17 protein-coding genes are annotated in these 21,894 nt (G+C 61.4%); 7 read left to right on the forward strand and 10 right to left on the reverse strand.

Features of this window, described 5'->3' with window-relative positions:
- Positions 1 to 89: 89 nt before the first annotated feature.
- Positions 90 to 1,502, reverse strand: a complete 1,413-nt coding sequence (pykF, locus tag ACM3N8_RS09360; protein WP_042870985.1) for a pyruvate kinase PykF — start codon at positions 1,500 to 1,502, stop codon at positions 90 to 92.
- Positions 1,503 to 1,805: 303 nt separating this feature from the next.
- On the opposite strand from pykF, the gene ACM3N8_RS09365 reads away from it, so the two are divergent.
- The gene (locus tag ACM3N8_RS09365; RefSeq protein ID WP_290017699.1) at positions 1,806 to 2,006 is read left to right on the forward strand and encodes a hypothetical protein; all 201 of its coding nucleotides are present in this window, start codon (positions 1,806 to 1,808) and stop codon (positions 2,004 to 2,006) included.
- 88 nt (positions 2,007 to 2,094) lie between these two features.
- Here ACM3N8_RS09365 and ACM3N8_RS09370 read toward each other — a convergent pair whose 3' ends face one another.
- The 4 genes from ACM3N8_RS09370 to rdgC all read right to left on the reverse strand — a co-directional run bounded on the left by ACM3N8_RS09370 (position 2,095) and on the right by rdgC (position 8,564).
- Positions 2,095 to 3,276 (reverse strand): M28 family metallopeptidase, encoded by a 1,182-nt coding sequence (locus ACM3N8_RS09370; RefSeq protein ID WP_416016014.1) that lies wholly within the window; start codon positions 3,274 to 3,276, stop codon positions 2,095 to 2,097.
- A 385-nt stretch (positions 3,277 to 3,661) separates the two neighbouring features.
- On the reverse strand, positions 3,662 to 5,305 hold the full coding sequence (gene ybaL, locus ACM3N8_RS09375) for a YbaL family putative K(+) efflux transporter (RefSeq protein WP_274453725.1): 1,644 nt from the start codon (positions 5,303 to 5,305) through the stop codon (positions 3,662 to 3,664).
- A 385-nt stretch (positions 5,306 to 5,690) separates the two neighbouring features.
- A complete protein-coding gene (gene ggt, locus ACM3N8_RS09380; protein WP_416016015.1) occupies positions 5,691 to 7,472 on the reverse strand; it encodes a gamma-glutamyltransferase in 1,782 nt (593 codons plus the stop codon).
- A 180-nt stretch (positions 7,473 to 7,652) separates the two neighbouring features.
- Positions 7,653 to 8,564, reverse strand: coding sequence for a recombination-associated protein RdgC (gene rdgC, locus ACM3N8_RS09385; protein WP_042870993.1), 912 nt, complete (start codon positions 8,562 to 8,564; stop codon positions 7,653 to 7,655).
- A 180-nt stretch (positions 8,565 to 8,744) separates the two neighbouring features.
- Between rdgC and ACM3N8_RS09390 the strand changes: the two genes are divergently transcribed.
- The 4 genes from ACM3N8_RS09390 (at position 8,745) to ACM3N8_RS09405 (ending at position 15,089) form a co-directional block, all read left to right on the forward strand.
- Positions 8,745 to 9,173 carry a GNAT family N-acetyltransferase gene (locus tag ACM3N8_RS09390; protein ID WP_043556397.1) on the forward strand — a complete coding sequence of 143 codons (429 nt, stop codon included), beginning with the start codon at positions 8,745 to 8,747 and terminating at the stop codon, positions 9,171 to 9,173.
- Positions 9,174 to 9,278: 105 nt separating this feature from the next.
- A complete protein-coding gene (locus tag ACM3N8_RS09395) occupies positions 9,279 to 10,505 on the forward strand; it encodes an exonuclease SbcCD subunit D C-terminal domain-containing protein (RefSeq protein WP_416016016.1) in 1,227 nt (408 codons plus the stop codon).
- Positions 10,502 to 14,260 (forward strand): AAA family ATPase, encoded by a 3,759-nt coding sequence (locus tag ACM3N8_RS09400; RefSeq protein ID WP_416016017.1) that lies wholly within the window; start codon positions 10,502 to 10,504, stop codon positions 14,258 to 14,260. The genes ACM3N8_RS09395 and ACM3N8_RS09400 overlap by 4 nt, the downstream gene beginning before the upstream one ends.
- 178 nt (positions 14,261 to 14,438) lie before the next feature.
- Entirely contained in the window at positions 14,439 to 15,089 is a 651-nt protein-coding gene (locus tag ACM3N8_RS09405) for a bactofilin family protein (RefSeq protein WP_290017693.1), read from the forward strand.
- A 30-nt stretch (positions 15,090 to 15,119) separates the two neighbouring features.
- On the opposite strand, the gene ACM3N8_RS09410 is transcribed toward ACM3N8_RS09405, so the two are convergent.
- Entirely contained in the window at positions 15,120 to 15,668 is a 549-nt protein-coding gene (locus ACM3N8_RS09410) for a cytochrome b (RefSeq protein ID WP_241278429.1), read from the reverse strand.
- Between the two features lie 229 nt (positions 15,669 to 15,897).
- On the opposite strand from ACM3N8_RS09410, the gene ACM3N8_RS09415 reads away from it, so the two are divergent.
- On the forward strand, positions 15,898 to 16,716 hold the full coding sequence (locus ACM3N8_RS09415; RefSeq protein ID WP_241278428.1) for a transporter substrate-binding domain-containing protein: 819 nt from the start codon (positions 15,898 to 15,900) through the stop codon (positions 16,714 to 16,716).
- Positions 16,717 to 16,772: 56 nt separating this feature from the next.
- Positions 16,773 to 17,741 (forward strand): diguanylate cyclase, encoded by a 969-nt coding sequence (locus ACM3N8_RS09420; RefSeq protein WP_416016018.1) that lies wholly within the window; start codon positions 16,773 to 16,775, stop codon positions 17,739 to 17,741.
- A 90-nt stretch (positions 17,742 to 17,831) separates the two neighbouring features.
- Here ACM3N8_RS09420 and crr read toward each other — a convergent pair whose 3' ends face one another.
- The 4 genes from crr to cysK all read right to left on the reverse strand — a co-directional run bounded on the left by crr (position 17,832) and on the right by cysK (position 21,825).
- Entirely contained in the window at positions 17,832 to 18,341 is a 510-nt protein-coding gene (gene crr, locus ACM3N8_RS09425) for a PTS glucose transporter subunit IIA (RefSeq protein WP_042871003.1), read from the reverse strand.
- 43 nt (positions 18,342 to 18,384) lie between these two features.
- Positions 18,385 to 20,112, reverse strand: a complete 1,728-nt coding sequence (gene ptsI / locus ACM3N8_RS09430; RefSeq protein ID WP_241278426.1) for a phosphoenolpyruvate-protein phosphotransferase PtsI — start codon at positions 20,110 to 20,112, stop codon at positions 18,385 to 18,387.
- A gap of 44 nt (positions 20,113 to 20,156) precedes the next feature.
- Positions 20,157 to 20,414, reverse strand: a complete 258-nt coding sequence (locus ACM3N8_RS09435; protein WP_005303128.1) for an HPr family phosphocarrier protein — start codon at positions 20,412 to 20,414, stop codon at positions 20,157 to 20,159.
- Between the two features lie 442 nt (positions 20,415 to 20,856).
- Positions 20,857 to 21,825, reverse strand: a complete 969-nt coding sequence (cysK, locus tag ACM3N8_RS09440; protein ID WP_042871008.1) for a cysteine synthase A — start codon at positions 21,823 to 21,825, stop codon at positions 20,857 to 20,859.
- Between the last annotated feature and the right edge of the window lie 69 nt (positions 21,826 to 21,894).

The raw sequence follows: 21,894 nt of genomic DNA on the forward strand, positions 1-21,894 counted from the left end.
TGGATTCTAACACCGGGCTTGAACGGGAAGCAGGGGGGCAGATAAAAAAAACGGCGCCCGCAGGCGCCGTTTCATCGGTTCGGTACGGATTAGAGTACGTGAACGGAGGCGGTGTTGGTGGTGCCGCTCGGTACCAGGGCACCGGAGACCATGACAACCACGTCACCCTTCAGACCCATGCCGCTGGCCAGCGCCGCTTCTTTGCCGATGCGATAGAAATCGTCGGTGGAGGCGATGCTGTCAACCACGTGAGCAATCACACCCTTGGTCAGAACCAGCTGGGCAGCTGTCTTCTTGTTGGTGGTGATGGCCAGGATCCAGGCTTGCGGGAAGTACTTGCGAATGGCCTTGGCAGACTTGCCGCCTTCGGTGGCAACCACGATCAGCGGGGCATCCAGCTTCTCGGAGGTCTCGACCGCGCCTTTACATACGGCTTCGGTGATGCGCAGCTTGTTGCTGTCGTTGGCAGCAGACAGGTTGGACGGCATCACGGCATCGGTACGCTCGCAGATGGTGGCCATGATGGTCACGGCTTCCAGCGGGTACTTGCCCTTGGCGGACTCACCGGACAGCATGACTGCGTCGGTACCGTCCAGGATGGCGTTGGCCACGTCGCCGGCTTCGGCGCGGGTCGGACGCGGGTTCTTGATCATGGAATCCAGCATCTGGGTGGCGGTGATAACCACTTTACGTGCCTTGTTGCACTTGGTGATGATCATCTTCTGGGCGAAGATCACTTCTTCAACCGGAATTTCCACGCCCATGTCGCCACGTGCAACCATGATGCCGTCGGAGACAGCCAGGATCTCGTCGAAGTTGTCCAGGCCTTCCTGGTTTTCGATCTTGGAGATGATCTGGATGTTCTCGCCACCGTGGGCTTTCAGGTGCTCACGGATTTCCAGCACGTCTTCTTTCTTGCGAATGAAGGAGGCAGCAACGAAATCAACGCCTTGCTCGCAACCGAAGATGAGGTCGCGCTTGTCTTTCTCGGCCAGGGCCGGCAGCTTGATGGAGACACCCGGCAGGTTGATGCCCTTGTTCTCGCCCAGATCACCGTTGTTCAGCACTTTACAGACAACTTCACGCTCGGTGATTTCGATCACGTCCAGGCCGATCAGGCCGTCATCCACCAGGATGCGGTTGCCGACGCGCAGGTCGTTGGCGAAACCGGCATAGGTCACGGCCACTTTGTCTTTGTTGCCAACCACAGTCTGGTCGGTGGTGAAGGTGAAGGTCTGGCCAGCGACCAGGGCAACGTCGTTGCCGCCTTCCAGCTTGATGGTACGGATTTCCGGACCCTTGGTGTCAAGCAGGATAGCTGCGTGCTTGCCGGTTTCGGCCATGACAGCGCGCAGGTTGTTGATACGACCGCCGTGCTCGGCGTAGTCGCCGTGGGAGAAGTTCAGGCGCATGACGTTCATGCCGGCATCCAGCATTTTAGCCAGCATTTCTTTGGATTCGGTCTTGGGACCGATGGTGCAGACGATTTTGGTCTTTTTCATGTCAGTCTTCATGGTTAAGGAGTTTCCGCCGTGCAATATACACCAGTTTTTGGATACTTTTTATGATCCAGAAACAACGTTTTGACCAGATAACGTTTTCTTTTCAGGGATAACGTTTTCCTCCCTGCTACTTTTTAGGGCATAAATTAACTGGTCCGCGCAGATTTGGCATAAATGTTGCCATATGCATCCAGGCGCCGGCCCGCCTCGTCAGATGTTGTAAAATGACGATCCCGCCCTGTCATCAAGCCGTCATCAGTCCCGACAAGAATAGACCCGGTGACGGAACATGAGAGCCCCAGGATGACGCCCTATCTGTTGATACTCTCCCTCGCCCTGCTGGCCGTGCAGGCCCTGCCTGCCGCCTGCTGGCCGGACGATCCTGCCCCGCGGGCTGCCAGCGCCCTTGAGCTTGTCGAATTGCAGCAGATGCTGGCGGCCAGCGAACCCGGCCTCTCCCGTGACGCCTGGCGGCAGCTGCGCCAGGACAGTCTGCACGGCTAGCAACACGGGCCGCACTGAACGGGAGACGTTAAAAGAGAGGGAGGCCAAGCCTCCCTCTCTTTTTATCCTGTTTTCAACGGCATCTGGCTCAGTTGATCTTGCCCATCTCGATGGCGAAGCTGGTGGCCAGCTGGGCGAACTTGAGGGCATGACCGGCGGAGGCGTCCGAATTTGGCAGGGTATCCTGCGCCGTGTGGATGTTGGGGTTGTAGTCGTTGAAGCGCGATTCAAACGGCATGGCGGCGGGATAGCCCTGATTGTGCCAGGAGGCGTGATCCGAGCAGCCGTAGCCGCAGCTGTCATAGCCATAGCTTATCTGCGGCAGGTAGGCATCGAGCAACTGGGCGAGATAGCCGGTCAGTCCCTGGTCCGTGTAGTCGGTCATGAAGACGATGTCTTCCGCCGAGCCCTGGTAGTTGGTCATGTCCAGCTGCAACGCCGCCAGTACCTTGGTGTTGACCGCCTTGTAGCGACTGGCGATGTCCTTGGAGCCGCGCAGACCCACCTCTTCCGCCGCATAGCCGATAAATTGCAGGGTGCGCTCCGGCTGGCGCCCCTGCTCGGCGATGACCCTCAGCACCTCGGTCAGGGTGGCGATGCCGGAGGCGTCATCGTCGGCGCCGGGGGCCAGGGTGCGGCTGTTGGGGGCCGAGCCTGCGGTGGAGTCGAGATGACCGCCGATCACCACCACCTCATCCGGATAGCGGCTGCCCTTGAGGGTCAGCACCACGGATTGCTGCGGGTAGCCGCTGTGCTTGACCCGGCTGACGCTGGCCCAGGGCAGGGTTGCGCTCAGGCTCTGCCACTGGCTGGCCACCCAGTCGGCGGATTGCACTCCTGTGGTGGTGGTGTAGTAGCGGTTGCGCCAGCTGGCGAGCTTGCTGATGGTGCCGACTATGTTGCCCTGATCCAGATAGGGCAGCAGTCGGTTGACGCTGCCGCCCTGGGTCAGCGGCGGAGCACTGAACAGGTTCTGGCTGAGGGGCTGGGCCATGCTCTGCAGGGCGTCGGCCAGGGTGCTGTGCACCACATAGCCGCCGCAGCGCTGATGGCCTTCGTGCATCAGGTGGGAGAGGGTGCCGAGCTCGCTCGCCTCGACCTGAGCCAGCTGGACGGGGGCGCCGCTGGCACTGAACAGGGGGGCCAGCTTGGCCTTGACCTGCTTGAGTTCGACGCCGCTGTCGGCTCCAACCGTGATCCAGACGGGGTCGGCGGCCTGCACGGCGAGGGGCAGCAGGGGAAGCAAGAGGGCGGTCAGCAAGGGTTTCATATCGGATCCTTCCGGGTAGCGTGACAGATGAATGACATAAGTGGGTGTCATAAGACGACCTGCCCAGTCTAGTCAGGGGAGGGCACGCCGGATCTGCCCATCTGGCGGGCTGGCTGCCCCATCCGGTGGGGGTCACTGCAGGATCTGCTGTTTACCCGGGGGGTTGGGCCGGGCTGGTCAGCGCTTTGTGCTGATGAGAAGGGGAGTGGCAGTCTGGTTGCCGTGCCCTGGCCATTATGCCCCGGCTGGGGGGCTGACGCAGGGACCCAAAGTGTGCCATGTCGGCGATGTTGCGCCACTATGGCTGGGGGCTGGCCGTTGCGCTCGGCCCAAACGAAAGGGGCCTGGGGCCCCTCTCTGTCGGTTTGCTCCCTGCCAATGGCGGTCAGCCCGTGGTTTCGGCCAGCATGCCGAGCGCTATTTCCCGCTCCCCCATGATCACCTTGTCTGCCCCCTGCCGGGTGAGGAAGTTGACTTCGTCATCGCTGTGGGCGCGGGCTATGACCCGGATGGTCGGATTGATCAGCCTGGCCTGGGCGATGGCTTCGCCGGCCTCGAAGCTGTTGGGGATGGCCACCAGCAGCCAGCTGGCATCGGCGATGGCGGCGCGACACAGCACCTCATCGTTTGCCACGTTGCCATTGATATGAGGGATCCCGGCCTGGTGCAGGCTCTCCAGCCGGTGCGGATCCTGCTCTATCACCACCAGCGGCCGCTCTGCGGCTTGCAGCCCTTCCACCAGCAGGCGGCCGACCCGGCCAAAGCCCACCAGCACAGTGTGCTCCTTCATCTCGACGGCCGGGCACTTGCACTCGGCCAGCGCCTGGGTGTTGTCGGCATCCGGGTGTTTCTCCAGGTAGCGCTCGACGGCGTTGAACACCAGCGGATTGAGCATGATGGAGAGGCTGGCACCCACCAGGATCAGATCCCGGGCCGCTTCCGGCACCAGCTTGAGCACGATGGCGAGCCCTATCAGGATGAAGGAGAACTCGCCGATCTGGGCCAGGCTGGCGGAGATGGTGAGCGCGGTGCGCTGGCTGTAGCGAAACAGCCGCACTATGGCGTAGGCCGCCACCGACTTGCCGAACATGATGATGAACAGGGTGGCCAGCACCGCCAGCGGATCCGTCAGCAGCACAGCGGGGTTGAACAGCATGCCCACCGAGACGAAGAAGAGCACGGCGAAGGCATCCTGCAGCGGCAAGGTGTTGTTGGCGGCGCGATGGCTCAGCTCGGAGCTGTTCATGACGATGCCGGCGAAGAAGGCGCCGAGGGCGAAGGAGACGCCGAACAGCTTGACCGCGCCGAAGGCGATGCCGAGGGAGCCGGTCAGTACCGCCAGGGTGAACAGCTCGCGGGAGCCCGTGCTGGCGGTGTGGGCCAGCAACCAGGGGATGAAGCGGCTGCCCACCACCATCATCAGCGCCACGAACAGGGCGACCTTGCCGAGGGTCCAGCCCAGATCCAGCGTTATGCTCTGCCAGCTCATGCTCTGATCGCCGTGCTGGATATTGGCGAGTATGGGCAGCATCACCAGCGCCAGCACCATCACCAGATCCTCGACGATGAGCCAGCCGATGGCGATGCGCCCCTGCAGGGTCTCCAGGTTCTGGCGGCTCTCCAGCGCCCGCAGCAGCACCACTGTACTGGCGGTGGAGAGGGCGAGGCCGAACATCAGACCGGCGGTGAGATCCCACCCCATAAGGGAGGAGAGCCCCATGCCGAGCAAGGTGGCGACCGCTATCTGGACGATGGCGCCCGGAATGGCGATCTTCTTCACCGACATCAGGTCGCTGAAGGAGAAGTGCAGGCCCACCCCGAACATCAACAGGATAACGCCCAGTTCCGCCAGCTCGGGCACCAGCGCCATGTCGGCCACATAGCCAGGCGTGAAGGGGCCCGAGATCACCCCGGCCGCCAGATAACCCACCATGGGCGAGATCTTGAGGCGATGGGCAAGCATGCCGAGCACGTAGGCGAGCACGAAGCCGCCAACCAGGGTGGTAATCAGGGGAAGGGAGTGGTCCATGTCGTCACCTCGCTAATGGCAGTCAGGGGGCTACCAGATCACCGCGCGGGATGAACAGGGCAGCTGTCAATGAGCAGGGGGCGAAAGAGACAGATGTTGGCCGCGACAAACACTGGATATTGGGGACAACAGTTGTCGTTTCTGTTGAAAAATAATACATTTTTTGCCTAAAAGCAATATTTATCCACATTTCAACGCTTATTTGCGATTAAAAGTGCATAAGTATCGAAATGCAGGGGGGAAGGGGCGCCTTTCTCCATTTTGTTGGCAGGAGTAATTAATCTGCGATGATTTTGGTCTGCAAAGTGTGCGCCCCGGGGCGGCGCCAGGATGCAACAAGCAACAAGGCGACCCTGAGGTCGCCTTGTTGCATAGACGCGGGCACTTATTCGCCCTTGGCAATCCCCTCGCGCCTCGGATCGGCGGCGCCGAACCAGCCGCCGGCATTGCGCTCGACCCCCTGCAGGCCCGAGGTCTGCTCGCTCAGCACCACCTCGTGTCCCCTCGCCTTGAGCCCCTCGACCACTGCCTCGGGGGTGCGTCCCGCCTCCAGCTCGGTGGGGCCGTTGCGGCTGCCGAAGTTGGGCAGGTTGATGGCCTGCTGCAGGTTCAGCCCCCAATCCTGGGTGCCGAGCAGCGTCTTGCCCACGTAGTTGATGATGGCGGAGCCCCCCGGAGAGCCCAGGCTCATTTCGAGCTCGCCACTGTGCTTGTCAAACACCAGCAGGGGGGACATGGAGGAGCGCGGCCGTTTGCCGGGCGCGACCCGGTTCGCCACCGGCAGACCGGCGGCATCCAGCGAGGTGAAGGAAAAATCGGTGAGCTGGTTGTTGAGCAGGTAGCCGTTGACCATCAGTCGCGAACCGAAGCCATCCTCGATGGAGCTGGTCATGGAGACTGCCATGCCCGCCTTGTCGACGATGGAGACGTGGCTGGTGGAAGGCAGCTCGGGGGTAGCATCCTTGCCGCGAGCCAGTGCCAGCGGCGGCGTGCCCGGTTGGGCCAGGCCCATGGAACGCTCGCCGATAAGCTTGCTCCGCTCGGCCAGATAGCCCTTGTCCAGCAGACCCTTCACCGGCACGCTGACAAGATCGCCGTCCGCCACGTACTGGTTGCGATCGGCGAAGGCGAGCCGCGCCGCCTCGCTGTAGAGATGAATGGCCTCGCTTGATGCGGCCAGTCCCCCTTCCGTCGTGGCGATCGGCTTGAGGGCCGCCATGTCGTGGCTCTCCAGCATGCCGAAGATCTGGCCCAGGGCTATGGTGCCGGAGGAGGGGGTGGGAAAGCCGCAGATCTGGCTCTGGCGATAGTCAAAGCAGAGACCGTCCCGCAGCTTGGCCTGGTAGCTGGCCAGATCCGCCGCCGCCAGCACGCCGGGATTGGTGGGATGCTGGCGCACCTTGGCGACCATGGCCTGGGCCAGCGGCCCCTGATAGAAGGCATCCGCCCCCTGTGTGGCCAGGGTGCGCAGCACCTTGGCCAGCGCCGGGTTGCTGAGCGTGCTGCCGGCGGGCCTGGGAGTGCCATCCGGCAGATAGAAGTAGGCACGGGCATCCGGGTCCCTGGCGAGGTAGGGATCTTTTGCCAGCAGGGTGGCCAGCCGCGGGCTTATCACAAAACCCTGCTCCGCGAGCGTGATGGCGGGCTCGAACAACGTGGCCCAGGGCAGCTTGCCATAGCGCTGATGGGCCAGCGCCAGTGCCCGTACCGTGCCCGGCGCGCCGACCGAGCGGCCACCCACCACGCCATCGTAGAAGGCCATCGGCTTGCCATCCTTCATGAACAACTGATCCGTGGCGGCGGCAGGGGCCGTCTCGCGGCCATCCACAGCCGCGACCTTGCTGCCATCCCACACCAGCAGCAGGGAGCCACCGCCGATGCCGGAGGATTGCGGCTCCACCAGGGTCAGCACCAGTTGCACCGCGATAGCGGCATCCACGGCGCTGCCACCCGCCTGGATGATCTGGTAGCCCGCATCCACCGCCAGCGGGTTGGCGGCCGCCACCATGAAGTCATGGCCCTGCCAGCCCTGTTTGTCGGTCCAGCCGCTGGCTGCCTCGGGGGCAAGCAGGGTCTGGGGCGGTGGGGCATAGTGAAAGCCCTTGTCGCTGGCACAACCGGCCAGCAGGGCGAGGGCAAGGGTCAGCCCCAGGGGTTTGAGCAACATGACACTCTCCTTGTCTGTTTTATGACCATGAGGGGCGACTATGTCACGATTGGCACTGGTTACTCAAGTTGTTGAACAGGATCAATGCCTTACTCATTTATCAATAGGCCCCATCCGTCAGCGCCGGCCATAAAAAAACCGCCCTGGGGCGGTTTTTGCAATTTGGTGAAGCAGGCCGGGCTAGATGGACTGCTCTTCGCCACCCAGGGCGGCAAACAGCGCCGGGATGAACTGGGCCAGCTCGGCGGTCACCAGGGCGAAGTCAGCATCCAGACGGGCGGCCGGATCTTCACTGGTTACGTCGTCGTTCTGCTCGCGCAGCTCTTCGCTGAACTTGAGGCGCTTGATGGAGATGTCGTCTCCCAGCACGAAGCTCAGGGTCTCGCCCCAGTTGAGGGCCAGCTTGGTCACCAGCTTGTCGTTGGCCAGGTGGTTCTTGATCTCGTCGGTCATCAGATCCTGCTGCTTGCAGCGGATGATGCCGCCGTGCTCCATGGCACTGCGTAGCTCGGCTTCGTCTTCCAGCGCGAAGGAGGCGGGCAGATTGCCCTCGCTCAGCCACTCGGTCATGGTGATCTCGGGCGGGTTCTTGAGGGCCACGGGCACCACGGGCAGTGTGCCTATGCTCTTGCGCAGCAGGGCCAGCAGATCGTCCGCCTTCTTGGCGGAGCCCGCGTCCACCACCATCAGATTGTCGGCCGGATTGATCCAGGCGAAGGTCTGGCTGGTACGACTGAAGGCACGGGGCAGCAGGGTGTGGAGTATCTCCTCCTTCAGCGCTTCCTTCTCTTTCTTCTTGAGGGCGCGGCCCTGCTCGAATTCGATCGCTTCTACCTTCTCCGCCAGCATCTCCTTGACGACGGAGCCCGGCAGCATCTTCTCTTCCTTGCGGGCACAGAGCAGGATGTGGCCGGCGGCCGAGTGGGTCAGGGTCGAGCCGAATTTGCCAAGGGGCTTGACCCAACCGAACCGGGAGATGTCCTGACTGCCACAAGGGGTGAAGGCGCAGGCCTCAAGCTGGGTTTCCAGCTGATCCACTGTCAGGTCAAAGGGGCGGGTAAAGCGATAAATCTGCAGGTTTTTAAACCACATGGCGTCCTCGGTCTCATAGATTGTCCGGCGGGCATTGTACTAGAGAGGCGCTTTGTGATCAGCCAATCATTCTCGCTAAATAAAGGGCGATCGAGTTCACAGGGAGCCATGTTCGCCCCCAACCCTGTCATCAAACTCCCCTAGACTGCGGGTGTTCAAGTTGTTAACAAGGATGCAGATATGTTGAGGCCGAGTCGGTCAGAGGACATGGAAGAGATCGTCGAAATCTGGTTGCTGGCCTCCCTGCAGGCCCACGATTTCGTCGATGCCTCCTGCTGGTGGCAGGCCCAGGAAGATCTGCGCACCCGCTATCTCGACCACGCCCGCATCTGGGTATTCGAGGAGCGCGGCGAGCTGCTCGGCTTCATGGCGCTGGTGGATGACTACCTCGCCGCCCTGTTCGTGCGACCCGACCGTCAAGGGCGCGGCGTGGGTCATGCCCTGCTGCAGGAGGCCAAGTCGCAGGGGGCCAGGCTGCATGCGCGGGTGTTCGTGGAAAACGATCAGGCGGTGCGCTTCTACCGCCGCCACGGCTTCGTGATCGAGGGGGAGGAGTTCGATCCCCTCACCGGCCATCCCCAGTACAAGATGTGTTGCGAGCCCGCCTGAATCTGACGCCACCGACCTGTTTTGCTTGAAAAAAGGGTGGCGTATCCTCATCTTGTCTGCATTGGGTGCCGTGGGCACCGCTCCTCCATTTCGAGCCGTTTCCTCATGAAGATCCTGCACACAGCCGACTGGCACCTTGGCCATCAACTCCATGGCCATGAACGCCGTTTCGAACACGACGCCTTTCTCGACTGGTTGACCGACACCATCAAGCAGCGGCAGATCGACGCCCTGCTGGTGGCGGGCGATCTGTTCGACACCGCCAACCCTCCCGCCAGCGCCTGGCAGCAGCTCTATCGCTTCCTGGCGAGGCTGCGGGCCGAGATGCCCCGTCTCAACATGGTGCTGATCGGCGGCAATCACGACTCTCCCTCCAAGCTGGATGCGCCCCACGAGCTGCTGCGGGCCTTCGACCTGCATCTGGTGGGCAGCATCAGCCGGGACTGTGATGGCAGGCTTGAGACAGATCGCCTGCTGGTGCCGCTGCAAGACAGGGAGGGCAAGATAGCCGCCTGGTGCGCCGCCGTCCCCTTCCTGCGCAGCAGCGACCTGAGGGTCGAGCAGCTTGAAGAGGGGCAGGATCGGCTGATCGAGGGGGTTCGTCAGGTCTATGAAGAGGTGTTGAGTGCCGGGCGGGCGCGCTGTGAACCCGATCAGGCGCTGATCGCCATGGGCCACGCCTATCTGGCGGCGGGCCAGCTATCCGAGCTATCCGAGCGGCGGGTGCTGGGCGGCAACCAGCACGCCCTGCCGGCCGACATCTTCGCCGCCGCCGATTACACGGCGCTCGGGCACCTGCATCTGGCCCAGAGCCCGGCCCCCGGTGTGCACTACAGCGGCTCGCCGTTGCCGCTCTCGCTCGCCGAGGCCAACTACAACCATCAGGTGCTGGAAGTGACACTTGAGGGGGGCCAATTGGTGGGGCTGGAGCGGCTCCCTGTGCCCCGCGCGGTGGAGATGATCCGGCTGCCCGAGAGCGAACTGGAAGGGGCGCTCAAGGCCATCGAGGCGCTGGCGCTACCCGCTTGCCAACAAGAAGCACAGCCTTTCCTCGAAGTGCGACTATTGTTGCCCAGACCTGAGGCCCGCATCCGCGAGCGCATTCTGGCGGCCATGGCCGGCAAGCCGGTGCGCCTGGCCCGCATCAGCACCCGTTATCTGGGATCCGGGCAGGGGCTGGCCGATGGCCAGAACCAGCGCAGGCTGGATGAGCTCTCCCCCACGGAGGTGTTCCGGCTCTGCTATCAACGCCAGTTTGACGGTGAACCCGGGGCCGAACTGGTGGCCTCGTTTGAAGAGATATTGCAACAGGTGAAGGAGTCCGGCGCATGAAGATCCTGTCCCTCAGCGGTGAGAACCTGGCCAGTCTGACCGGGGCCTTCACCATCGACTTTACCAGGGGGGCGCTCGGCGCCGCCGGTCTGTTTGCCATCACGGGCAACACGGGCGCGGGCAAGAGCACCTTGCTCGATGCCATCTGTCTGGCGCTGTACGACGAGATGCCGCGCTTTATCGCCAACCGCAAGAATGTTGAGAAAATTGGTCGAGCGGATGAAGACGAAAAAGAAAAGTTAACCGCCAATGATGTGAAAAACATCCTCAGCCGTGGCCACGCCAGCGGCTGTGCCGAGGTGCAGTTTCGCGGCTGTGACGGTCGCATCTGGCTGGCGCGCTGGGCGGTGCGCCGGGCCCGCAACCGCTCCGAGGGGCGCTTTCAGGCTCAGGAGCGCAGCCTGACCGACGTGGCGAGCGGCCAGGTCTTCTCCGGCAGCAAGCGGGAGCTGCAGGATCGCATCGACGAGCTGGTGGGGCTCTCCTGGGAGCAGTTCCGCCGCGCCGTGATCCTGCCCCAGGGGGAGTTTGCGGCCTTTCTCAAATCGAGTGCCGACGAGCGATCCGCCCTGCTCGAGCGCATGACGGGTACCGAGCTCTACTCCGCCATCTCCATCCAGACCCATGAGCGGGCGCGGGAGGAGCAGCAAAAGTTGGCCGCCATAGGGCAAAGGCTCGGCGATGTGGCGCTGATGGACGAGGCGACCCGCGAGCAGTGGGTCACCCAACAGTTGAGCCTCTCCACCGGCCTCAAGCACGAGCAGCAGCAGCGCCAGCTGTTGCAGGACTTGCGCGATCTCAACGATCGCATCGCCGCCCAGTTGCTGGCCTGTCAGGAGGGGCAGGCGGCACTGGCTGCCGCCGAAGCGGCTCACGCCCAGGCAGCGCCCGAGCGGGAGGAGTTTGCCCGCGCCGAGCAGGCCCAGGTGGCCCGCGCCGATCACGACGAGCTGGCGCGTCTCACCCTGGAGGTGCAGCAGCAGGAGCAGCTAATCGGCCAGTTGGGGCCCGAATTGGCACAGGTTGAACTGGCGCAGCAGCAGGCCGCGCTGCGCGAGCAGCAACTGCTGGCCGACAAGATAGCCGCCGAGCGTGAATGGGGGGCGCTGCAACCCGAGCTCAAGCGGGCGCAGGAGCTGGATACCCGCATCAGGGAGAAGGGCAGCCAGTTGCAGGATGTCCAGCAGCAGGGGGCGCAGGCGCGTACCCTGCAACTGGCGCTGCAGCAGGAGTGGCAACAGCAGGCGAGCCGGGTGCAGGCACTCGAGACCCGGCGCCAGCAATGGGCACTCTGGCTGGATGAGCGCAAGGCGCTGGCACCCCTGGCGCGCCAGTGGCAGCCCTTGCTGGCGGCCATGCAGGATTGGGCCGAGGGGCGGGATCAGCTGCAACATCTGCAGCAGAGTCGTGAACACAAGGGCCATGCCCTGCGGGATCTCAACAGCCGGCTGGAGCAGGGTCAGCAGGAGCGGGACTACTGGCTGCAGGAGCGCACGCGGCTGCAACAGCAGCACGATCAGTTGCAGGCGCAGGAGTGGGACGGCCAGGTCGCCAGGGCGCAGGAGCAGCGGCAGGCCCAGACCGAGCAGCTGGCGCGGGTGCGGCAACTGCTGGAGCTGGCGGAGGCGGGCCGCAATCACAGCGAGCAACAGGAGCGCTTGCTGCAAGAGATGGCGCTGCTCGAACAACATCTGCACCGCCTGGCCGGTCAGCGCGATGAGCTGGTGCCGGCGCTGGAACGGCTCGCCACCCAGCGTGGCGAGGCGCGCCATGCCCTGGAGCAGGCCCGCGCCGTGGCCAGCTTGGAGCAGTATCGTCACGTGCTCAGCGATGGCTCTCCCTGCCCGCTCTGCGGCGCTGAGGAGCACCCCTATAGCCAGAGCCAGTCGCAGGTGGCCGGCATACTGGCGCAACTGGCCGAGCGTGCCCGTCAGCTGGAGCTGGAGTGGGAGCGGCTCAATCACCAGCATATTCAGGGGGAGAGCGAGCGGGTGGAACTGGCCCGGCAGCTGGCCGCCCGTCAGCAGCGCCAGCCTGAGCTTGAGGCGAGATCCGAACAGCTGACCCAGCGCTGGTTGCAACTGGGCGGCAATACCCTGCTGGGGCACGAACTGCCCTTGCGCCAGAGTCCGGCTGAGTGGGCGGATCTGCTGGCGCATCTCTTGGCACAGGGAGAGACCCTGGAGCTGGGTCTGGTGGCCGGCCAGCGCCAACTGCAGCAGGCCCAGCAGGGGCAACAGCTGTTGATGGGGCTGCGCAATCAGCTGACCCAGTTGACTGCCCGTCATCAGCAGTTCGAACAGCAGTGGCAGGAGGCCGAGCGGCAGAAGATAGAGTGGGAGGCCGAGCTCAAGGCGCTGGCCGAGCAGGAGGCCGCACTGCGCCAGCGTCTGCTGCAGGGGGAGGCTCGACTCGATGAACAGATGGGGGCCGAACCCTGGCGCCAGTGGCTCGGCAGCCGGCAGTGGCTTGAATGGCAGCAGACCTGCGAAGCCTATCTGCAGGGGCAGCGCGAGTGGGAGCAGCTTGGCAGTGAACTCGCCAGCCTGACGCCGGGCGTGAGCGCGCAGGAGGCGCGGGTGCAGAGCCAGAACGCGTTGCTGCACAAGCTGGAGCGCGACTACAAGGAGGCCGAGTTGCAGCGCCATGGCTTGCTCGCCAGCCGCGAGGCCTGCCTCGGAGGCCGTGTTATCGCCGAGGTCGAAGGCGAATGGCAACAACGGTTGTCGCATGCCGCCAGCCAGCTCGAGGAGGCGGTGGCCGCCTTGCGGATTGCCCGGGAGAAACAGACCGAGCTCAAGGCCAGGCTGACTCACCTTGAGCAGGACAAGCAGGTGAGCAGCCGTCGCCGTCGCGAGGTGCTGGGACGCTGGGCAGCGCACGCCAGCACCCTGGGCATCGCCGAATATGATCTGCGGCGACTGCTGGCCATGGGACCGGATGAGCTCAAGGCTCGCCGTGTCGCCTTGCAGCAGCTGGACGACGCCCTGGCCGAGGCTCGCACCCGGCTGGCCGAGCGCCAGCGGGCGCTGGCGTTGGAGGAGGTCAAGCTGGCGCGTTATCGCGAGCATCACGGCGAGCTGACCGCCCTCTCTGCGCAGGAGCTTGGCCTGCGCCTGGGGGCCAGCGAGGCCCATTGCCGCGAGCTGGAAGAGCAACTGTTCCAGTGCAAGAGCACCCTGGCCCAGGCCGAGGCGGCTGCCCTCAAGGCGGGCTCCCTGCAAGAGGAGCTGGGTCGCCAGCAGGCGGTGGCGGATCACTGGCAGCAGCTGTCCGATCTTGTCGGCTCCGCCAGCGGCGCCAAGCTGCGTACCTTCGCCCAGAGCCTCACCCTCGAACGTCTGCTGCTGGAGGCCAATGCCCAGCTCGGCGAGCTGTCGCCACGCTACCGGCTGGAGCGGGTGCCCGGCACGGATCTGGCGCTGCAGGTGGTGGATCTCGACATGGGGGACGAGGTGCGATCCGTGGATTCCCTCTCAGGTGGCGAGAGCTTCCTGGTGTCGCTGGCGCTGGCGCTGGCCCTCTCCAGCCTCTCGTCGCGCCAGACCCAGGTCGAGTCGCTGTTTATCGACGAGGGCTTCGGCACCCTGGATCCGGACAGCCTGGATCTCGCGCTCTCCAGCCTGGACTCGCTGCAGGCGGCCGGTCGCCAGATCGGCGTCATCTCCCACGTGCAGACCCTGGTGGAGCGGATCGGTGTGCAGATCCGGGTCGAGGCCCTCGGCGGCGGCGAGAGCCGGGTGGTGCTGCCCTGAATCCTGACGCACTCAGTTGAGGGCCAGCAGCCCCGCCAGATGGCGGGGCTTTTTTGTTTCAGAGTTTTCGCAATATGGTCGCTTGAGCTAGGTCCATGCCCGCATATCGCGGGAAAAGACATAACCAGGGGTCATGACCCCGGTCTTGAATCCATGCACCCGCAAGAGGGAATGGTCAATGACGGTTGTACCTGAAAGGATCCTGTGTCGCATCGCCATGCGAAAACGAGGTGACGCGCTTTATTTCATCTGGTTTTGCTGGGGCTTGGCGTTGCTGCTCTATGTGCTGGGATCTGCATATTACAAATTACCCGTAGTGCCGCTGCTAGTGATGGCGCTGATGTTGATGGTGGAGAAAGTCAGAATGTTTGGACGAAAGCGCAATGAGTCTGTGTCTGTGGTATCGGATGTTGCAATGACTGTGATTGCACAGGGCGCCAGATTCAAGGGTGAGCTGCAAGTGGAAGGCAATCTGGACGTACATGGCCAGTTCATCGGAACCCTGCGGGTCAGCGGAGGGACTGTTCGCATCATGGAGGGGGGCAGCGTTGAGGGAGAGGTGACCGCCGCCCATGTCACCATCAATGGCACCCTGGATGGCACTTGCGCATCGAACGAGGTGGAGATCCTTGAAAATGGCAAGATAAAGGGGATCTTCAAAGGTGGCAGCCTCTCTATTCGAAAGGGAGGCCAGTTCATCGGGCAATCCCAAGCTCAGGAAGAGAGCAAAGCTGTCTCTGGCGAGAGTAAGGGGAACGTGAAGAAGTTGCAACCCGAGGGAAAACCCAAGGACATCGATGTACCGGAAGTGGCGGCAAAACAGGCGTGAACAAAGGGGCGCCAGCGCGCCCCTCGTTGTTTAGCTGCGGCGCTCGGGCAACATATTGGTCAGTGTGTTGTCCTTGAGCACATGGTGGTGATAGATGGCGGCAACGGCGTGCAGGGCGATCAGGGCATAGCCTATGTTGGCCAGCGTCTCGTGCAGCTCCTTTATCGTGCCCTTCACGCCATCATCCGGCGCAATCAGGGCGGGCAGTTCGAACCCGAAGAAGGGGATGGGCTTGCCGCCTGCGCTCAGCAGCAGCCAGCCCAGCAGCGGGGTGAGGATCAGAAAACCATACAGCGCCAGATGGGCGAGCTGAGCCAGCTTGAGCATCAGGGGAGACTGTTCGGGCACTATGCGGGGTGAAGGGCTGCTGAAACGCACCAGCAACCGCGCCACGACCAGTGCCAGGATCAGCAAGCCCGCCATGAAGTGAAACTCCTTCATCAGATCGCGCCCGGCCGAGCCCTTGGGAAAGATGTCCCTGAATTCCATCAGGGCGTAGACGGCGATCATCAGCAGCAGGGTCAGCCAGTGCAGGCCGATACTCAGGCTGCCGTAACGTTGTTCGGTATTCTTCAACATGTTCATGTCCTTCTCTGGGCGCTCATTGCATCACTTTTTATCCATCCGGACTGCTTCCTGTGCCCGGACCTCCTTGCATCCATCTCCATGTTACAAGTCCTGTTCGACCAAACTTTGATCTCGATAACTTTTTAACATTTTATTCTCATCTCTCAGGCGGTGCCCGGCGAGGCTCCTCTCTGCGCAGGGCTATGCTTCTGGTAACGGCAGTGCTGATGAGGATCTGGTCATGAAACATCTTGGGTTGGGCGCTGTGCTGCTGCTCATGCTGGGCGCAATTCTGCTTGGCGTGGCGGGCAGTGGCAGCGATCGCCTCTCTGCGGCAGAGCCTGAGCATCCATCGCACTTTTCCGCCTATCTGGGGCTCTTGCCTGGGCTCATAGATTCCGATGGGAGCGGCCCCTTCGTCGATCTGGTCAAGGCCATAGCCGCGCTGGATGACGGGGTCGAGGTGAGCGTGATGGTCTACCCCATGTCGCGTGCGACGCGCAGCGTGGTGGTGGGGGAGGCGGACTTCAATCTGCCCGCCCTGCGCAATCCCTATATCGACGAGTCCATGTTGCCCTATCGCTTCAGCTCGGTGACCTTCGGCAAGGTGACCCATGTGCTCTACAGCAACAGCGCCGCTCCTATCACTCCAGCCATGGTGCTCGGCTACGAGTACACCAAGCGCGATCTGCTCATCGAGGGGGTGAGCGACTTCTGGCCCTTCTCGGTCAAGCGTTCCCTCTCTATCGAGCAGTCCCTCGGCAAGCTGAGCAGGGGCCGTATCGATGCCTTCCTCTGGGCGCAGGAGGAGGCGGATTTTGCACTCAAGAAGATGGGGCTGACCAATATCCATCGAGTCTATTTTGGCGAGTTTGACGATGTGTTCATCATCCCCAAGGGGGAGAGAGGCGACGCGGTGGACCGCTTCCTGACGCAGTCCATCGAAAGGCTCAGGACCAGCGGCCAGCTGGGCCAGATCTACTCCGGCATCCATGGTCCCTATCAGGAGTGGCAGCCGGGAGAAAGCGCTGCGACCAAGGCGGTCCGAACGACGCCATGATCCAGTTTACCGAGTCGGCAGACTCACTTACTTTTGAGTGAAATATTGGTAAGGGAATGGCCTTGAACATATCCGAGTCGGCGATATTGACCGAATTGCAGCAGATCCTGTTTCGATCCTTTGACGTGATCCCGTTTCCAATCCTCATTTCGGAAGCGATTTGTGGTGACACCCTTGGCACCATTCCGACCACGCTGTCGGACATCCCCGTGCGTCATCACAGGTTTGTGAACCAGGCCTTCTCGGCGCAACTGGGTTACACCCTGGCCGACCTGCCCGACATGACCGCCTGGTTTGCGACTGTGTATCACGACGAGCAGAGCAGAACCCAGGCCATTCAGGACTGGAATCAGGCTGTCATGACCAGTCTGGCCAATGGCTCGTCCGTGGCTGAGATGGCCATCCAAATCTATTGCAAGAGTGGCCAGCGGCGCTGGTTTACCATCACGGCCCAGCTTACTGCCGATGCCATGCCCGGCTGGCACATAGTGACGTTTCGCGACATTCACGATCTGCATTGCATGATAGAGGAGGTGAGTCGTCTCTCCTGTACCGACCCGCTGACAGAGCTCGGCAACCGGCGCGGTGCCGAGCAGCAGTTGCAGGCGCTCTGGCTGCAGGGCCACATGTTCTCGGTGATCCTGTGCGATATCGATCACTTCAAGCAGGTCAACGACAGGTATGGCCATCCCGCCGGGGATGCTGCCCTGTGTGGGGTTGCCCGCATCATGGAAGAGCAGCTGCAGGGGGCCGAGTGTCTGGCCCGCTGGGGAGGGGAGGAGTTCCTGCTGATCCTGCCGGGAGCGGACGCCTCGCGGGTGCTTGCCAGGGCGGAGCAGCTGCGTCAGCTGTTGTCTGCCAGCCCCATGAGTTGGCACCATCACCATTTCTCGCTGACGATGAGTTTTGGCTGCGCCACCCTGGCTGCCGGGCAGAGCCTGGACAACCTGTTGCTGGTGGCCGATCGGGCCCTGTATCAGGCCAAGGCGCAGGGGCGCAATCGGGTGGTATTTGGCAAGACCTAGCCCGGCGTCAATGGTCAGCACGGCCCATAAAAAAACCGAAGCGCTTGGCTTCGGTTTTTTGTTGCAGTCACTGGCACCAGCCAGAGCGCATTATTTCTTGATGCGGATCACCGGGGTCTCGCCCACGGTTACGGCGCCAGTCATCTTGATCAGCTCTTTGATCTCGTCCATGTTGGAGATGACCACAGGTGTCAGGGTAGACTTGGCTTTCGCTTCCAGGATGGCCAGATCGAACTCGATGATGGTATCACCGCGCTTGACCTTCTGACCTTCCTGAGCGATGCGCTTGAAGCCTTCACCTTTCAGTTCAACGGTGTCGATACCGAAGTGAACGAACAGCTCGATACCTGAGTCGGATTCCAGCGAGAACGCATGGTTGGTCTCGAAGATCTTGCCGATGGTGCCATCGCACGGTGCAACCATCTTGTTGCCAGCCGGCTTGATGGCGATACCGTCGCCGACAATCTTCTCGGCGAAGACAACGTCAGGCACATCTTCGATCGGCACGATTTCCCCTGACAGCGGGGCAAAAATTTCGATGCCGCCGGTATCAGAGCTATCGTCGGAAACCAGTTTCTTCAGTTTATCAAACAGACCCATAGTAAAAGCTCCTAGAGATGATTGTCGCTGTTTGCAGCCGATCTTAGCAGACTGCCTTCTGCTTAATAAAGTTATCTACACAGGCTTCGATTTCGGCGGCGGTTGCATAGCTCAGAGCCTGGTCAGCCATTGCCTTCACATCTTCGAAGTTGGTGTTGCGGATAAGCTTCTTGATACGCGGTACAGAAATGGAGCTCATGGAGAACTCATCCAGACCCATACCCAGCAGCAGCAGTGTGGCGCGTTCGTCACCAGCCAGCTCACCACACATACCGGTCCACTTGCCATTGTCATGGGAAGCGTCGATAACCATCTTGATCAGCGTCAGGACGGAGGGTGACAGCGGGTTGTACATGGCGGAGATCATCTCGTTACCACGGTCGACTGCCAGGGTGTACTGGGTCAGGTCGTTGGTACCGATACTGAAGAAATCCACTTCTTTAGCCAGATGATGAGCCATCACGGCAGCAGCCGGAGTCTCGATCATGATACCCACTTCGATGGATTCATCAAAGGCTTTGCCTTCGGTGCGCAGTTCGGCTTTCAGCGTCTCTACGGTGGCCTTCAGGCTACGGAACTCTTCGACGGAGATGATCATCGGGAACATGATGCGCAGTTTGCCGAAGGCAGACGCACGCAGTATGGCCCGCAGCTGGGCATGCATGATGTCTTCGCGATCGAAGAAAATACGCACGGCACGCCAGCCCAGGAAGGGGTTCATCTCTTTCGGGAAATTCATGTAAGGCAGTTCTTTGTCGCCGCCGATGTCCATGGTACGGACGATGATCGGCTGGTCCGGCATGGCCTCTGCCACTTCTTTGTAGGCCTTGAACTGCTCGTCTTCGGTCGGCAGCGCATCACGGTCCATGAACAGGAACTCGGTACGGTACAGACCCACGCCTTCGGCGCCATTGCGGATGGCACCTTCGGTATCCTTGACGGTACCTATGTTGGCGCAGACTTCAACCTGATGACCATCCAGTGTGATGGCAGGCAGGTCTTTCAGCTTGGCCAGCTCGTCCTTCTCGGCCTGGAACTGGGCCTGGAACTGCTTGGCTTCAGTCAGCTGCTCGGCGGTCGGGTTGATGATGATCTGGTTGTTGATCGCATCCAGTATCAGCATCTCGCCATTGTTGACGCGCTCGGTGATGTCGTTGGTGCCCACTATGGCCGGCAGCTCCAGGGAGCGCGCCATGATGGAGGTGTGAGAGGTACGGCCACCGATGTCGGTAACGAAACCCAGCACATATTTCAGGTTGATCTGGGCAGTTTCGGACGGGGTCAGGTCTTTGGCGACCAGGATGACCTCTTCGTCTATGGTGCTCAGATTGACAACGGCGATGCCCAGCACATTCTTCACCAGACGGGTTCCGATGTCACGGAAGTCGGTGGCGCGCTCGCGCAGGTAGGGATCGTCCAGATCGGCCATCATCTTGGCGTATTGCTCGATGACCTCGTAGACGGCCTTATCAGCGGTGGCCTTGTTGTCTTTGATGAAGGATCTGATATCCCCTTCCAGCTCCTCATCTTCGAGCAGCATGATGTGGCCTTCGAAGATGGCCTCTTTTTCCTCACCGAAGGTGCGACCAGCCATGGCTTTGATGGCTTCCAGCTGGGCAGCTGACTTGGTGCGGGCTTCGAGGAAGCGGTTGATCTCGGCGTCAATCTGGTCAGCAGAAATCTTGCCCTGATTGATAACGATTTCATCTTCTTTCAGAAGAAGCGCCTTACCGAATGCGATACCGGGGGACGCAAGAATGCCAGATATCATAATCCTTCCTATTAAAACGACTGTGGGGGAGGAGTAAAGCTGGATTACTCCAGCTCGTCCATCAGGGCAACCAGCTTCTCAACGGCTTTCTGAGCGTCCGGGCCGTCGGCCTGGATGGTCACGTTGGTGCCTTTGGTCAGGCCCAGGGTCTGCAGCTTGAACAGGCTCTTGGCGCTGGCGGATTTGCCACCGGAGACCACAGTGATCTCGCTTTGGAATTCTTTGGCTTCTTTCACGAACTGAGCTGCCGGACGGGTGTGCAGACCGTTTTCAGCAGTGATAACAACAGACTTCTCGTACATGGTTTCACCCCATATTATTGATATTTTTTGGAGAGATGGATGCTTTTGACGCTTCCTTATCTCACCGTGTCAGTATGGATATGTTGTAAAGTAACGAAATCAGACCTGCAATGGTTTAATCCAGGTCAATTTTCTGTGCAGTATTCGGTGTCTGCCCAAACTCTTTTCCGTTATCGCGCTACAAGCCGCATAAATACTGGCTTGAAATTATTTTATAACGAAAAATAACACTTTGTTACTTTGTGATACCTAGTCGGCAAACACCTCGTGACGCCGCACAGGATATGAGATTTATCACGGAATGTCTGCTTTTTTTGTCGCCCGCCAGCTTGTTATTTTACCCCAAAAAATAAGGGGCCGAGTGGCGCTGCCAAGTGCTCAGTCTAGCTCATAAAGAAACGGCGCTCCTGGGAGCGCCGTTGTTTTGAAAGAATCCGATCACCTATTGCTGCAGTTCCTGCTCGCTGAACACCCCGGCAAACAGGGCGCTGGAGAGGTAACGCTCGGCGGCGCTCGGCAGTATGACGACTATGGTCTTGTCGGCAAACTCCGGCAACTCGGCCAGACGGGCGGCGGCCACGACGGCGGCCCCTGAGCTTATCCCGGCCAGGATCCCTTCTTCTTCCATCAGGCGACGGGCCATCTCGATGGCATCATCGCTGCTTACTTGCTCGACGCGGTCCAGCAGGGTCAGGTCCAGGTTGCCCGGGATGAAACCGGCGCCAATGCCCTGGATCTTGTGAGGGCCAGGCTTGATTTCGAGACCGGCCAGACGCTGGCTGATCACGGGTGACTCGCTTGGCTCGACGGCCACCGAGACCACGGCCTTGCCCTTGGTCTGTTTCAGATAACGGGAGACACCGGTAATGGTGCCACCCGTGCCGACGCCCGCCACGAACACATCCACCTGACCGTCGGTGGCATCCCAGATCTCGGGGCCCGTGGTCTTCTCGTGGATTTCCGGGTTGGCGGGGTTTTCAAACTGTTGCAGCAGCACATATTTGCCCGGCTCGGATTCGAGGATCTCGTTGGCCTTGGCGATGGCGCCCTTCATGCCCAGCGGCCCCTCGGTCAGCACCAGATTGGCGCCGAGCGCCTTGAGCAGCTTGCGGCGCTCCAGGCTCATGGTGGCGGGCATGGTCAATGTGATGGGATAGCCGCGAGCGGCGGCCACGAAAGCCAGAGCAATACCCGTGTTACCGCTGGTGGGTTCGATGATCTCCTTGCCCTTGGTCAGGACGCCGCGTTTCTCGGCATCCCAGATCAGGTTGGCGCCGATGCGGCACTTGACGCTGAAGCTCGGGTTACGGCTCTCAATCTTGGCCAGTACGCGGCCCTTGGTAACACGGTTGAGTCGAACCAGCGGGGTGTGACCTATGGTCTGGCTGTTGTCCTCAAAAATTTTGCTCATGGTGCTATCCCTGTTTGTTACGGCGATGAAACAAGATTACCCTGTGGTTTCTGAATGAGAAGTGACGAT

This window comes from Aeromonas sp. A04, assembly GCF_047780465.1.
GTDB lineage: Bacteria > Pseudomonadota > Gammaproteobacteria > Enterobacterales > Aeromonadaceae > Aeromonas > Aeromonas bestiarum.

Bases quoted from the DNA above. Each gene is read 5' to 3' on its own strand.
- ACM3N8_RS09420 (WP_416016018.1), top strand. From the start codon at position 16,773: ATGGCCTTGAACATATCCGAGTCGGCGATATTGACCGAATTGCAGCAG.
- ACM3N8_RS09370 (WP_416016014.1), bottom strand. From the start codon at position 3,276: ATGAAACCCTTGCTGACCGCCCTCTTGCTTCCCCTGCTGCCCCTCGCC.
- ggt (WP_416016015.1), bottom strand. From the start codon at position 7,472: ATGTTGCTCAAACCCCTGGGGCTGACCCTTGCCCTCGCCCTGCTGGCC.
- ACM3N8_RS09390 (WP_043556397.1), top strand. From the start codon at position 8,745: ATGTTGAGGCCGAGTCGGTCAGAGGACATGGAAGAGATCGTCGAAATC.
- ACM3N8_RS09405 (WP_290017693.1), top strand. From the start codon at position 14,439: ATGACGGTTGTACCTGAAAGGATCCTGTGTCGCATCGCCATGCGAAAA.
- ptsI (WP_241278426.1), bottom strand. From the start codon at position 20,112: ATGATATCTGGCATTCTTGCGTCCCCCGGTATCGCATTCGGTAAGGCG.
- ACM3N8_RS09365 (WP_290017699.1), top strand. From the start codon at position 1,806: ATGACGCCCTATCTGTTGATACTCTCCCTCGCCCTGCTGGCCGTGCAG.
- ybaL (WP_274453725.1), bottom strand. From the start codon at position 5,305: ATGGACCACTCCCTTCCCCTGATTACCACCCTGGTTGGCGGCTTCGTG.
- ACM3N8_RS09395 (WP_416016016.1), top strand. From the start codon at position 9,279: ATGAAGATCCTGCACACAGCCGACTGGCACCTTGGCCATCAACTCCAT.
- rdgC (WP_042870993.1), bottom strand. From the start codon at position 8,564: ATGTGGTTTAAAAACCTGCAGATTTATCGCTTTACCCGCCCCTTTGAC.
- cysK (WP_042871008.1), bottom strand. From the start codon at position 21,825: ATGAGCAAAATTTTTGAGGACAACAGCCAGACCATAGGTCACACCCCG.
- ACM3N8_RS09400 (WP_416016017.1), top strand. From the start codon at position 10,502: ATGAAGATCCTGTCCCTCAGCGGTGAGAACCTGGCCAGTCTGACCGGG.
- ACM3N8_RS09415 (WP_241278428.1), top strand. From the start codon at position 15,898: ATGAAACATCTTGGGTTGGGCGCTGTGCTGCTGCTCATGCTGGGCGCA.
- ACM3N8_RS09410 (WP_241278429.1), bottom strand. From the start codon at position 15,668: ATGTTGAAGAATACCGAACAACGTTACGGCAGCCTGAGTATCGGCCTG.
- ACM3N8_RS09435 (WP_005303128.1), bottom strand. From the start codon at position 20,414: ATGTACGAGAAGTCTGTTGTTATCACTGCTGAAAACGGTCTGCACACC.
- crr (WP_042871003.1), bottom strand. From the start codon at position 18,341: ATGGGTCTGTTTGATAAACTGAAGAAACTGGTTTCCGACGATAGCTCT.
- pykF (WP_042870985.1), bottom strand. From the start codon at position 1,502: ATGAAAAAGACCAAAATCGTCTGCACCATCGGTCCCAAGACCGAATCC.